General features: G+C 60.6%; 10 protein-coding genes. 8 read left to right on the top strand and 2 right to left on the bottom strand.

The genetic code is table 11. From position 1 onward, the window contains the following. The 8 genes from gloB to fabI all read left to right on the top strand — a co-directional run bounded on the left by gloB (position 1) and on the right by fabI (position 10,876). The gene (gene gloB, locus E3Z29_RS14635) at positions 1–768 is read left to right on the top strand and encodes a hydroxyacylglutathione hydrolase (protein WP_098968281.1); all 768 of its coding nucleotides are present in this window, start codon (positions 1–3) and stop codon (positions 766–768) included. A gap of 99 nt (positions 769–867) precedes the next feature. Then, a complete protein-coding gene (locus E3Z29_RS14630; RefSeq protein WP_134786110.1) occupies positions 868–2,334 on the top strand; it encodes a LysM peptidoglycan-binding domain-containing protein in 1,467 nt (488 codons plus the stop codon). A gap of 346 nt (positions 2,335–2,680) precedes the next feature. Beyond that, positions 2,681–4,513: an extracellular solute-binding protein gene (locus tag E3Z29_RS14625; protein ID WP_134786109.1), complete on the top strand. Its 1,833-nt coding sequence runs from the start codon at positions 2,681–2,683 to the stop codon at positions 4,511–4,513. Further along, a complete protein-coding gene (locus tag E3Z29_RS14620; RefSeq protein ID WP_134786108.1) occupies positions 4,510–6,351 on the top strand; it encodes an extracellular solute-binding protein in 1,842 nt (613 codons plus the stop codon). Before E3Z29_RS14625 ends, E3Z29_RS14620 begins: the two co-directional genes overlap by 4 nt. Positions 6,352–6,355: 4 nt before the next feature. Next, positions 6,356–7,429, top strand: a complete 1,074-nt coding sequence (locus tag E3Z29_RS14615; protein WP_003224148.1) for a microcin C ABC transporter permease YejB — start codon at positions 6,356–6,358, stop codon at positions 7,427–7,429. Between the two features lies 1 nt (position 7,430). Then, a complete protein-coding gene (locus E3Z29_RS14610; RefSeq protein WP_064587187.1) occupies positions 7,431–8,450 on the top strand; it encodes an ABC transporter permease in 1,020 nt (339 codons plus the stop codon). A 1-nt stretch (position 8,451) separates the two neighbouring features. Then, positions 8,452–10,062 (top strand): ABC transporter ATP-binding protein, encoded by a 1,611-nt coding sequence (locus E3Z29_RS14605; RefSeq protein ID WP_134786107.1) that lies wholly within the window; start codon positions 8,452–8,454, stop codon positions 10,060–10,062. A gap of 19 nt (positions 10,063–10,081) precedes the next feature. Next, positions 10,082–10,876 carry an enoyl-ACP reductase FabI gene (fabI, locus tag E3Z29_RS14600; protein ID WP_003202751.1) on the top strand — a complete coding sequence of 265 codons (795 nt, stop codon included), beginning with the start codon at positions 10,082–10,084 and terminating at the stop codon, positions 10,874–10,876. A 1,219-nt stretch (positions 10,877–12,095) separates the two neighbouring features. On the opposite strand, the gene E3Z29_RS14590 is transcribed toward fabI, so the two are convergent. Further along, complete coding sequence (locus E3Z29_RS14590) at positions 12,096–13,061, bottom strand: sensor domain-containing diguanylate cyclase (protein ID WP_134786105.1); 966 nt, start codon at positions 13,059–13,061, stop codon at positions 12,096–12,098. A 61-nt stretch (positions 13,062–13,122) separates the two neighbouring features. Continuing rightward, entirely contained in the window at positions 13,123–13,701 is a 579-nt protein-coding gene (locus tag E3Z29_RS14585) for a hypothetical protein (protein WP_134786104.1), read from the bottom strand.

Genomic DNA, 13,701 nt, shown 5'->3' with positions numbered 1-13,701 from the left:
ATGATACAGATCAGTGCCCTGCCCGCGTTCACCGACAACTACATCTGGTTGTTACAGGATCACCGCACCCAGCGTTGCGCCGTGGTCGACCCGGGCGATGCCGCGCCGGTGCAGGCCTGGCTGGCCGCGCACCCGGGCTGGGTGTTGAGCGACATTCTGATCACCCATCACCATCACGATCACGTCGGCGGCGTCGAACGCCTGAAAGCGGCAAGCGGCGCCAAGGTCTACGGCCCGGCCAGCGAAAACATCCCGGGGCGCGACGTGGCGCTCAAGGACAACGACAAGGTCAGCGTGCTCGGCTGGGACTTCGATGTCTATGCGGTGCCCGGTCACACCCTCGGCCACATTGCCTATTACCACCACGGCCTGCTGTTTTGCGGCGACACCCTGTTCGCCGCCGGGTGCGGACGCCTGTTCGAAGGCACGCCGGAGCAGATGCACCACTCGCTCGGCCGTCTCGCCGCTTTGCCCGAGGATACGCTGGTGTATTGCACCCATGAATACACCCTGAGCAATCTGAAGTTTGCTGCGGCCGTCGAACCGAGCAACCCGGACATTGCCGCCCGTCTGGAAAAAGTCACCCAACAACGGGAAAAAGGCGTGATGACCCTGCCCTCGACCCTGGCCCTGGAAAAGCTCACAAATCCGTTTTTGCGTACCGCTGAAACATTAGTTACACAAAAAGTGGACGAACGGGCAGGCGCTCAAAACCGGGCGCCGAGTGAGGTTTTTGCGGCTCTGCGGGCATGGAAAGATAATTTCTAAGTGACTCACCAGCTGGTACAAAAATTCTGAATGGTTGACCGCAGGGGGTGCGCTTTCTAGAATCGCCCGACATTTTTGCCCGGAACTTACTTCCAGCCAATGTCGTCATCCATACGTAAGTCCGTCAATTCAGACACGCTGACCCGCCTGGCTCAAGCCATCGCGGTGGCTGTGTCCGCCACGTTGGCGGGCTGTTCCAGCCATGCTCCGCAGCCTGAAGCGAGCCATACGCCGAACATTGCTGCGCGAGCCAAGCAGAAACCGATCTGGCTCAGCGAAAAGCCCAGCCCGCAGGTGCCTCAGGACATCTGGGAGCGCATGCGCGGTGGTTTCCAGCTGCAGGACGGCCTGGGCGTCAACCCGCGCATCGAGCAGCAGCGCCTGTGGTTTGCCAGCAACCCGTCCTTTCTGGAGAACGCCGGCGAACGCGGCAGTCTCTACATTCATTACATCGTCGAGCGTCTCGAAGAGCGCAACATGCCACTGGAGCTGGCCCTGCTGCCAGTGATCGAGAGCGCCTACAACCCGATGGCCTATTCCCGGGCCGACGCTTCGGGCCTGTGGCAATTCATTCCGTCCACCGGTCGTTACTACAACCTGCGCCAGACCCGCTTCTATGATGGCCGTCGCGATATCACCGCCTCGACCACCGCCGCGATGGACTACCTGACTCGTCTGCACGACATGTTCAACGGTGACTGGCTGCTGGCCCTGGCGGCCTATAACGCCGGTGAAGGCACGGTGAGCCGCGCCATCGAGCGTAATGAGAAGCTTGGCCTGCCGACCGATTATTGGAACCTGTCGTCGTTGCCGGCGGAAACCCAGGCCTACGTGCCGAAGCTGCTGGCCCTGTCGCAAGTGGTGCTGGCCCCGGAAGCCTACGGGGTGAACCTCAACCCGATCGCCAACGAACCGTATTTCCAGGTCGTCGAAATCAACCAGCGCATGGACCTGTCCAAGGTTGCGGCGGTGGCCAACATCGACGAAGACGAGCTGTTCCAGCTCAACCCGGCCTTCAAGCAGCGCACCACCATCGACGGCCCGCAGCATCTGCTGGTGCCGACGTCGAAGGCGCAACTGCTGACCGCCAGCCTGCAGACCATGCGGCCTGAAGAGCTGATCAGTCCGCGCTCGCTGAAGCCGGTGTTCGACGGTGCTGATCCGACTGAAGTGGCGAAGCTCAAGCGCGCCTACCGGGTCAAACGCGGCGACAATCTTGGTTCCATCGCCAAGGCCAACAAGGTCGAAGTCAAGGATCTGCAGCGCTGGAACAAGCTGACCGGCAAGAACCTCAAGGTCGGCCAGACCCTGGTGATGCAGGACAACACCAAGCGCACCCCGGCGCGCAGCGGTGGCCGGGTCAACACGGTGATCGCCGCCAACAGCAAGAGCAAAGGCAAGGCAGACAACCAGCAGCAGACCCAGTACAAGGTCAAACGTGGCGACACCCTGTACGTGGTAGCCAAGCGTTTCAACGTCGAGATGCAGCATCTCAAGCGCTGGAACCCGGGTGCCGGCAAGGCCCTCAAGCCTGGGCAGATGCTCACGGTTTATCAGCCGCACTGACAGAAGAGCCCCTGAACTTTCAGGGGCTTTTTTTCGCCTGGCGCCTGGCTTGATTTTGTTTGCGCCCTCAAAATTTCTCCCCCTCACCCCAACCCTCTCCCCCAAGGGGGCGAGGGGGAAAGGGAGCAGATTGGGTTTTTTTTCAAACCTGGGTTCAACTCGATATTTCAGGTCGGCGTACTTCTCATAAACACCTCGGTCAGTCCCCTCTCCCTCCGGGAGAGGGTTAGGGTGAGGGGCTCTTGGCCTTGCCGATTAACCCCACATTAACCTCTGTCTTTTTCCTGTCCAGACAAGCTGTTACTGTACGGCCCACAAAGCCCAAGCCGCCTGGATCGGATCTGACTTGAAGCGTCCCCTCCTCCTGCTCCTGATCAGCCTGGCCTTGAGCTCACCCGCAAGCGCGACGATTACCGAAAGTCACGGTTATGCGCAGTTCGGCACGCTCAAGTACCCGGCCAGATTTACCCACTTCGACTGGGTCAACCCGCAAGCGCCCAAGGGCGGTACGTTGCGGGTGATGGCGTTCGGCACCTTCGATACGGTCAACCCATACACGTTCAAGGGCACCAGCCCGGTTACCACACCGAATTTCCTGCAGTACGGCATCAATGAGCTGAACGAGCCGCTGATGGTCGGCACCGGCCAGTATTCACCGTCCGGTGACGAGCCGGCATCGAGCTATGGCTTAATCGCGCAATCGGTGGAGTACAGCGAAGATCGCAGCTGGGTGGTGTTCAATCTGCGCCCGGAAGCGCGCTTTCACGACGGCACCCAGATCACCGCCTACGACGTGGCGTTCTCCTACCGAACACTGCTCAAGGACGGCCACCCGCTGTACCGCACCGCCCTGCAGGAAGTCTCGCGGGTCGACATCCTCAACCCGCAGCGCATTCGTTTCGTGATGAAACGCTCGGGCAATCCGTTACTGATCCTGCGCCTCGGCGAGTTGCCGGTGCTGCCGCAGCATTACTGGAAGGATCGCGACTTCAAGGCCACCACCTTCGAACCACCGCTGGGCAGCGGCCCGTACCGCATCACCTCGGTGACGCCGGGGCGGCAGCTGATTTTCGAGCGGGTCAAGGATTACTGGGGCAAGGATCTGCCGGTCAATCGCGGCAAGTACAACTTCGATCGCATGGAAGTCGAGTTCTACCGCGACAGCGACGTGGCCTTCGAAGCGTTCAAGGCCGGCGAATTCGACATCTACATCGAGCATCAGGCAAAGAACTGGGCCAACGGCTACAACTTTCCGGCCGTGCGCCGTGGCGAAGTGATCAAGGCGCAGATTCCGCACCAGATCCCGACGCAGAGCCAAGGCCTGTTCATGAACACCCGGCGTGTAACCTTCAGCGACGTCAAGGTGCGCGAAGCGCTGGGCCTGATGTTCGACTTCGAATGGACCAACCGCGCACTGTTCAGCGATGCCTACAAACGCACCACCAGCTACTACCCCAACAGCGAATTCAGCGCCGGCGGCCTGCCGGTCGGGCACGAATGGCTGATGCTCAAGCCGTATAAAGATCAGTTACCCGCGAAGCTATTCACCGAGCCGTTCACCCTGCCGCAAACCGATGGCCGTGGCATCCCGCGAGAGACCATGCGCAAGGCCCTGGCGCTGCTCGCCGAGGCCGGCTGGAAACTCAACGGCCAGCGTCTGCAAAACACCGCAGGGCAACCGCTGAGCTTCGAACTGCTGCTGGTCAATCCGAACCTTGAGCGGATCCTCCAGCCCTATATCGAGAACCTTAACAGCATCGGCATCGACGCACGCCTGCGCACGGTGGATCGCGCCCAGTACAAACAGCGCCTGGACCAGTTCGATTTCGACATGATCCTGATGACCCTCAACCAGACCCTCAGCCCGGGTCTGGAGCAATGGCAGTACTTCCATTCCAGTCAGGTCGGGGTCAAGGGCAGCAAGAATTACGCCGGTATTGCCAACCCGGTGGTCGATCACCTGCTCGAACAATTGCTCGCCGCGCAAACCCGCGACGAACAGGTCGCCGCCGGCAAGGCGCTGGACCGCGTGCTGCTCTGGCAGCACTACAGCATTCCCAACTGGTACCTCAATTATCACCGACTGGCCTACCGCAACCGGTTGGCCTTCGTCACCACGCCGCCCTACACCCTGGGCCTGAGCGCGTGGTGGCTGAAATCTTCGGAGAACAATAAATGACGCCCATCCGCGCCCTGCTCGTGCAGGCCAGCGGTCTGCTGTTCGCCGGGCTGGCGATTGCTGCCCCGCAACACGCTGTGACCCTGTACAACGAGCCGCCGAAATACCCGGCGGACTTCAAGCAGTTCGATTACGTGAACCCCGACGCGCCCAAGGGCGGGATCTTCCGTCAGGCCGGGTTCGGCGGCTTCGACAGCCTCAACCCGTTCATCAGCAAAGGCGTGCCGGCCGATGATATCGGGCAGATCTACGACACCCTGACCAAGCACAGCCTCGACGAGCCGTTCACCGAGTACGGCCTGATCGCCGCGAAGATCGAGAAAGCCCCGGACAACAGCTGGGTACGTTTCTACCTGCGCCCGGAAGCGCGTTTTCACGATGGCCATCCGGTGCGCGCCGAAGACGTGGTGTTCAGCTTCCAGACCCTGACCAAGGACGGCTCGCCGCTGTTTCGCGGCTACTACAGCGATGTCGAAGAGGCCATCGCCGAAGACCCGCTCAAGGTGTTGTTCAAGTTCAAGCACACCAACAATCGCGAGTTACCGCTGATCCTCGGTCAGCTCCCGGTGCTGCCGAAACACTGGTGGGCCAGTCGTGATTTTTCCAAGAGCAATCTGGAGATCCCGCTGGGCAGCGGCCCGTACAAGGTCGCCGAAGTGAAAGCCGGGCGCTCGGTGCGCTATGAGCGGGTCAAGGATTACTGGGGCAAGGATCTGCCGGTCAATCGCGGGTTCTACAACTTCGACGTAATGACCACCGATTACTACCGCGACAACACCGTCGCCGTCGAAGCGCTGAAGGCCGGCCAGTTCGATTACTGGCTGGAAATGACCGCGAAGAACTGGGCCAACGCTTACAACATCCCGGCGGTCACCGAAGGCCGCTTGATCAAGGAACAGATCGCCAACAGCAACCCGACCGGCATGCAGGGCTTCGTTTTCAACCTTCGCCGCCCGGTGTTTCAGGATGTGCGGGTGCGGCAGGCGCTCGGCCTGCTGTTCGATTTCGAGTGGACCAACAAGCAGCTGTTCAACGGTGCCTACTTCCGCACCCGCAGCTATTTCGAGAACTCGGAAATGGCTGCCACCGGCCTGCCCGACGCCGAGCAACGGGCGATCCTCGAACCGTTTCGCAGCAAACTGCCGGCCCAGGTGTTCAGCGAAGCCTTCGAGAACCCCAAGACCGACGCCAGCGGCATGATCCGCGCCCAGCAGCGCGAGGCCTATCAATTGCTGCAGGAGGCCGGCTGGAAGATCGTCGACGACAAAATGGTAGACGCCAACGGCAAACCGGTGGTCATTGAGTTCCTTCTGGCGCAGACCGAATTCGAACGCGTGCTGCTGCCGTTCAAACGCAATCTGGCCGACCTCGGCATCGATCTGGTGATCCGCCGTGTCGACGTTTCGCAATACATCAACCGCGTGCGCTCGCGGGACTTCGACATGATGGTCGGCAGCTTCCCGCAATCCAACTCGCCGGGTAACGAGCAGCGCGAATTCTGGATGAGCGCCGCCGCCGACAAACCGAGCAGCCGCAACACCATGGGCCTGAAGGATCCGATCGTCGATCAACTGGTGGAGAACCTGATCAACGCCGACTCGCGCAGCAGCCTGGTGGCCCATGCGCGAGCGCTGGATCGGGTGCTGCAATGGGGTTACTACGTGGTCCCCAACTGGCACATCAAGACCTGGCGCGTGGCGTACTGGAACCACATCGGTCACCCGAAAGTCTCGCCCAAATACGACATCGGGATTAACACCTGGTGGGTCAAGCCTGACGCGAAACCCGCCATAGAAGTCGAAACCAAACTGCAAGCCGACCCTGTGGGCACGGAGTAATCAGATGCTGGCGTATATCTTTCGGCGACTGCTACTGATCATCCCGACCCTGTTCGGCATCCTGCTGATCAACTTCGTGATCATCCAGGCCGCGCCCGGCGGCCCGGTGGAGCAGATGATCGCCAAGCTCGAAGGCTTCGAAGGCGCCACCAGCCGCATCGCCGGTGGCGGTGCCGAGGTCTCGGTGGCCGGCTCCGCCTATCGTGGCGCGCAAGGTCTGGACCCGGCGCTGATCAAGGAAATCGAGCACATGTACGGGTTCGACAAATCGGCCCCGGAACGTCTGTGGATCATGGTCAAGAACTACGCGAAGCTGGATTTCGGCGACAGTTTTTTCCGCGACGCCAAGGTCATCGACCTGATCAAGGAAAAGATGCCGGTATCGATCTCGCTCGGGCTGTGGAGCACGCTGATCATGTACCTGGTGTCGATCCCGCTGGGGATCGCCAAGGCCACGCGGCACGGCAGCCACTTCGACGTGTGGACCAGTTCGGCGATCATCATCGGCTATGCGATTCCGGCGTTCCTCTTTGCGATTCTGCTGATCGTGGTGTTTGCCGGCGGCAGCTATCTGGACTGGTTCCCGCTACGCGGGCTGACCTCGAACAACTTCGATGAGCTGAGCCTCGGCGGCAAGATCCTCGACTACTTCTGGCACCTCGCGCTGCCGGTGACCGCGCTGGTGATCGGCAACTTCGCGACCATGACCCTGCTGACCAAAAACAGCTTCCTCGACGAGATCAACAAGCAGTACGTGGTCACCGCCAAGGCCAAGGGCCTGACGCGCAACCGCGTGCTCTACGGCCACGTGTTCCGCAACGCCATGTTGCTGGTGATTGCCGGGTTCCCGTCGGCGTTCATCGGCATCTTCTTCACCGGCTCGTTGCTGGTGGAGGTGATCTTCTCCCTCGACGGTCTGGGTCTGATGAGTTTCGAAGCGGCGATCAACCGCGATTACCCGGTGGTGTTCGGCACTCTGTTCATCTTCACCCTGCTCGGTCTGGTGGTGAAACTGATCGGCGATCTCACCTACACCCTGGTCGATCCGCGCATCGACTTCGCCAGCCGGGAGCATTGAGATGAACCTGTCCCCTCTCAACCGCCGCCGGTTCGAACTGTTCAAGGCCAACAAGCGCGGCTGGTGGTCGCTGTGGCTGTTTCTGATCCTGTTCGGCCTGAGCCTCGGTGCCGAGCTGATCGCCAACGACAAGCCGCTGGTGGTGCATTACGACAACAACTGGTACTTCCCGGCGATCAAGCGCTACCCGGAAACCACCTTCGGCGGCGAATTCCCGCTGGAAGCCAACTACAAGAGCCCGTACATCCGCGAACTGCTCAAGGCCAAGGATGCGTGGGTGTTGTGGGCGCCGATCCCCTACAGCTACCAGAGCATCAACTACGACCTGAAAGTCCCGGCCCCAGCCCCGCCCTCGGCGGACAACCTGCTGGGTACCGACGATCAGGGCCGCGATGTGCTGGCACGGGTGATCTACGGCTTCCGCATTTCCGTACTGTTTGCCCTGACGCTGACCGTGCTCAGCTCGATCATCGGCGTGATCGCCGGCGCGCTGCAGGGTTTCTATGGCGGCTGGGTCGATCTGGCCGGGCAACGCTTTCTGGAGATCTGGTCGGGCTTGCCAGTGCTGTACCTGCTGATCATCCTCGCCAGTTTCGTCCAGCCGAATTTTTGGTGGCTGCTGGGGATCATGCTGTTGTTCTCGTGGATGAGCCTGGTCGACGTGGTGCGCGCCGAGTTCCTCCGTGGCCGCAACCTTGAATACGTGCGTGCGGCACGGGCGCTGGGCATGCAGAACGGTGCGATCATGTTCCGCCACATCCTGCCCAACGCGATGGTCTCGACCATGACCTTCATGCCGTTCATCCTTACCGGCGCCATCGGCACCCTGACTGCGCTGGACTTCCTCGGCTTCGGCTTGCCGGCCGGCAGTCCGTCGCTGGGTGAACTGGTGGCCCAGGGCAAATCCAACTTGCAGGCACCATGGCTGGGCATGAGCGCGTTCGCGGTGCTGGCGCTGATGTTGAGTTTGCTGGTGTTTATCGGCGAGTCCGCTCGCGATGCCTTCGACCCGAGGAAGTGAAATGAATCAGGACAATCTGATCGAAGTGCGCGACCTCGCCGTCGAGTTCGGCTTCAACGAGCGGCTGCACCGGGTGGTCGAGGGCGTGAGCTTCGACATCAAACGCGGCGAAACCCTGGCCCTGGTCGGCGAGTCCGGCTCGGGCAAATCGGTGACGGCGCACTCGATCCTGCGCCTGCTGCCCTACCCGCTGGCCCGTCATCCAGCCGGCAGCATCAACTATGCCGGGCAGAATCTGCTGGGGCTGAGCGAAAAGACCATCCGGCATATTCGTGGCAACCGGATCGCGATGATTTTTCAGGAGCCGATGACTTCGCTCAACCCGCTGCATTCGATCGAGAAGCAGATCAACGAGGTGCTGGGCATCCACAAGGGCCTGACCGGTAAAGTCGCAACCAAGCGCACCCTGGAGCTGCTGGAGATGGTTGGCATCCCCGAGCCGCACAAGCGCCTCAAGGCCCTGCCCCATGAATTGTCCGGCGGCCAGCGCCAGCGAGTGATGATCGCCATGGCCCTGGCCAACGAGCCGGAGTTGCTGATCGCCGACGAACCAACCACCGCACTGGACGTGACCGTTCAGCTGAAAATCCTCGATTTGCTCAAGGAACTTCAGGCTCGATTGGGCATGTCGCTGCTACTGATCAGTCACGATTTGAACCTGGTGCGAAGAATTGCGCATCGCGTATGTGTCATGCAGCGCGGTTGCATCGTCGAACAGGCATCGTGCGCAGAGCTGTTCCGTTCGCCGCAGCATCCGTACACTCGGGAATTGCTCGGCGCGGAGCCCAGCGGAGGCCCGGCGACCAATAAAATCGGGGCGCCGCTGCTCGAAGTCGAGAACCTCAAAGTCTGGTTCCCGATCAAGAAAGGCCTGCTCAAGCGCACGGTGGATTACGTCAAGGCAGTGGACGGCATCAATTTCAGCCTGCCTCAGGGACAGACGCTGGGGATCGTGGGGGAAAGCGGTTCCGGCAAATCCACCCTCGGTCTGGCAATTTTGCGGCTGATCGGCAGCAAAGGCGCGATTCGCTTTGAGGGCAAACAGCTAGACTGCCTGACGCAGAACGAGGTTCGCCCGTTGCGTCGGGAGATGCAGGTGGTGTTTCAGGATCCGTTCGGCAGCCTGAGCCCGCGGATGTGCGTCAGCGACATCGTTGGCGAAGGCCTGCGGATTCACAAGATGGGCACCGCCGCCGAGCAGGAAGCGGCGATTATTGCGGCATTGAAGGAGGTAGGTCTGGATCCGGAAACCCGGCACCGCTACCCTCACGAATTTTCCGGTGGGCAACGGCAACGTATCGCCATTGCCCGGGCTTTGGTGCTGAAACCGGCGCTGATCCTGCTGGACGAGCCGACTTCGGCGCTCGACCGCACGGTGCAGCGGCAAGTGGTGGAGCTGTTGCGTTCACTGCAAGCCAAGTACAACCTGACGTATTTGTTCATCAGCCATGACCTGGCTGTCGTCAAAGCGCTGAGCCACCAGCTGATGGTGGTCAAGCATGGCCAAGTGGTCGAACAGGGAGCTGCGCAAGATATTTTTGCCGCCCCCAAACATCCGTATACACAGCAGTTGCTGGAAGCCGCTTTTTTGGCACCAGCCACTGCGCAATAACCTGAAAGAGGAGCAACACATGGGTTTTCTCGCCGGTAAGCGCGTACTGATCGTCGGTGTCGCCAGCAAGCTGTCCATCGCATCCGGCATCGCTGCCGCCATGCATCGCGAGGGCGCTGAGCTTGCCTTCACTTATCAGAACGACAAACTGAAAGGTCGTGTTGAGGAATTCGCTCAAGGCTGGGGTTCGAGCCCTGAGCTGTGCTTCCCGTGCGACGTGGCCAGCGATGAAGAAATCGCCAAGGTCTTCGAAGAGTTGAGCAAGAAGTGGGACGGCCTGGACTGCATCGTGCACTCCGTCGGCTTCGCCCCGGGCGACCAACTGGACGGCGACTTCACCGAAGCCACCACCCGTGAAGGTTTCCGCATCGCTCACGACATCAGCGCCTACAGCTTCGTGGCCCTGGCCAAGGCTGGCCGCGAAATGATGAAAGGCCGCAACGGCAGCCTGCTGACCCTGTCGTATCTGGGCGCCGAGCGCACCATGCCGAACTACAACGTGATGGGCATGGCCAAGGCTTCGCTGGAAGCTGGCGTACGTTACCTGGCCGGCTCCCTGGGCCCGGACGGCACCCGCGTCAACTGCGTATCGGCTGGCCCGATCCGTACCCTGGCAGCCTCGGGCATCAAGAACTTCCGCAAGATGCTGGCCGCCAACGAAGCGCAAACCCCACTGCGCCGCAACGTCACCATCGAAGAAGTCGGCAACGCCGGCGCCTTCCTGTGCTCCGACCTGGCGTCGGGCATCAGCGGTGAAATCATGTACGTGGACGGCGGCTTCAACACCACCGCCATGGGCAACATCGAAGAGTAATCTCGTCGGTCTGCCGATAAAAAACCCGCCAATCGGCGGGTTTTTTTGTGCCTGCAATGTCTTCAACAACCCAAATCCCCTGTAGGAGTGAGCCTGATTTTCGTGAACAGCGGATAAACCTGTGGGAGTGGGCTTGCTCACGAAGAGGCCGGCACATTCAACATGGATATCGCCTGACCGGACGCTTTCGCGAGCAAGCCCGCTCCCACACTGTTTTTACGATATGCCTGAATATTGTGGGCAGCCGATAAACCTGTGGGAGTGGGCTTGCTCACGAAGAGGCTGGCACATTCAACATGGATATTGCCTGGCCGGACGCTTTCGCGAGCAAGCTCGCTCCCACAGGGTTCTGCGGTGTATCTGGATTTTGTGAGCACCCGATAAACCTGTGGGAGTGAGCTTGCTCACGAAGAGGCCGGCACATTCAACATGGATATCGCCTGACCGGACGTTTTCGCGAGCAAGCCCGCTCTCACAGGGTTCTGCGGTGTATCTGGATTTTGTGAGCAGCCGACAAACCTGTGGGAGTGAGCTTGCTCACGAAGAGGCCGGCAGATTCAACATGGATATCGCCTGAGCGGACGCTTTCGCGAGCAAGCCCGCTCCCACAGGGTTCTGCGGTGTATCTGGATTTTGTGAGCAGCCGATAAACCTGTGGGAGTGGGCTTGCTCACGAAGAGGCCGGCACATTCGACATGGATATCGCCTGAGCGGACGCTTTCGCGAGCAAGCCCGCTCCCACAGGGTTCTGCGGTGTATCTGGATTTTGTGAGCACCCGATAAACCTGTGGGAGTGGGCTTGCTCAGGAAGAGGCCGGCACATTCGACATGGATATCGCCTGACCGGACACTTTCGCGAGCAAGCTCGCTCCCACACTGTTTTGCGGTGTATCTGGATTTTGTGAGCAGCCGATAAACCTGTGGGAGTGAGCTTGCTCACGAAGAGGCCGGCACATTCGACATGGATATCGCCTGAGCGGACGCTTTCGCGAGCAAGCCCGCTCCCACACTGTTTTGCGGTGTATCTGGATTTTGTGAGCAGCCGACAAACCTGTGGGAGTGGGCTTGCTCACGAAGAGGCTGGCACATTCAACATGGATATTGCCTGGCCGGACGCTTTCGCGAGCAAGCTCGCTCCCACAGGGTTCTGCGGTGTATCTGGATTTTGTGAGCAGCCGATAAAACTGTGGGAGCTGGCTTGCCAGCGATGAGGCCTGAATCAGCGCCGTTTCAACGCCTGCTTGTGCGCATACATCGCCTCGTCGGCATCGGCCAGCAGTCGATCCACCGTTTCATGGCGTTGCGGATCGTATTCGATCTGGCCGACGCTGAAGCGAATCTCGTAGCCGCGCTGCAACATCGCATTGCGCTCGTCGAGGATTTCCTTGAGCCGGGCCATGATCGCTGTGGTTTCGACGTGACTGGAGCCGGTCAGCAGCGCCACGAATTCGTCACCGCCCAGGCGCCCGACCACGTCGCTCTCGCGAAAAGCGATGCGCAGCACATCGGCAAAGGTCTTCAGTGCACTGTCGCCCTCGGCATGGCCGTAACGATCGTTGATCTGTTTGAAGTCATTGAGATCGAAAAACAGCAGCGTCGCCGGTTTGTCCCGGTGTTTGCAGGCGTCCAGCGCATGCTGGGCCAGGGTCTTGAAGCCGCGGCGGTTGGACAGCAGCGTCAGCTCGTCCATGCTTGCCATCTGCACCGCCATCAACTCTTGCTCGGCCATGCCGGCGAGATCGCGCAACAGGGCACGCTCCTCGTCGTCGAGTTCACGCGGCTTGGTGTCGATCAGGCACAACGTGCCCATTTTGTTGCCGTTGGGCACGGTCAGCGGGTAGCCCGCGTAGAAACGAATCTTCGGCTCGCCGGTGACCAGCGGATTGTCATGAAAGCGCTTGTCCTGCTTGGCATCAGGCACCAGCAGCAATTCGTCCTGAAGAATCGCGTGCCCACAGAACGACACATCACGCGGGGTTTCGTTGACCTCGAGGCCGACGCACGACTTGAACCACTGCCGATCCTTGTCCACCAGCGTCACCAGCGCAATCGGCACGTTGAACAGGCGTTTGGCCAGCCGCGTGAGCCGGTCAAAACGCTCCTCCGGCGCCGAATCAAGAACCTTCAAGCCGTGCAGCGCTTGAATTCGGGTGGCTTCATTGGCGGGTTTGATCGGGGCCAGCATCACGCACTCCATCAGGGTCAATGACCGTTAGAGTAGCTTGATTCGCCAGCGACTCACACACTCAACCGCCCGCCACCGGACATGGCCCGCCAGCATCGGCCCAAAGCTTGAACTGGGCCACAAAAATGTCATGCGGTACCGGTACCGGCGTGCGCCCTGCCCCGGGATTCCATCCCCACAACACCAGTTTGTCGTCGCTGACATGTTTGATCAGCGCGGCGAAATCACGGTCGCCATTGCTCGAACGATCCTTGATCATTGCGCACAACTTGTCCGGCGGCAGGCCGATCCACGCCATCTTGTGCGCCGCCGGAGGCAAGCTCCAGTGCGGCGCTCCCGGAGGTGCATGCGGGCCATAACTGGCCGGCGGATTGCTCTCGGCGTGGCAGGTGGCGCAGGGCAAACCGGCGGCGCCCTTGCCGTCCATGCCACGCACCACATTCATCGCGTGTGGTTTGCCCGCATCGAACTGCAGCGGCGAGTCGCCGGGGATGTGGCAGTTCTGGCAGCGCGGGCTCTGGAACACCTTCTGCACCGTGCCGAACGCCTTGAGCGCTTCCTGATCATCGGCGAACAGGTCCGAGGCGTAGCCGCCCAGCCCCAGCAGTATCACCGTGCCCAACAGCAGATGTCGTTTCAT

This window comes from Pseudomonas sp. S150 (assembly GCF_004526365.1).
GTDB classification, from domain to species: domain Bacteria; phylum Pseudomonadota; class Gammaproteobacteria; order Pseudomonadales; family Pseudomonadaceae; genus Aquipseudomonas; species Aquipseudomonas putida_A.
Note: the sequence above shows the minus strand (reverse complement) of the source record. Positions and strands in the feature narration are given on the sequence as shown.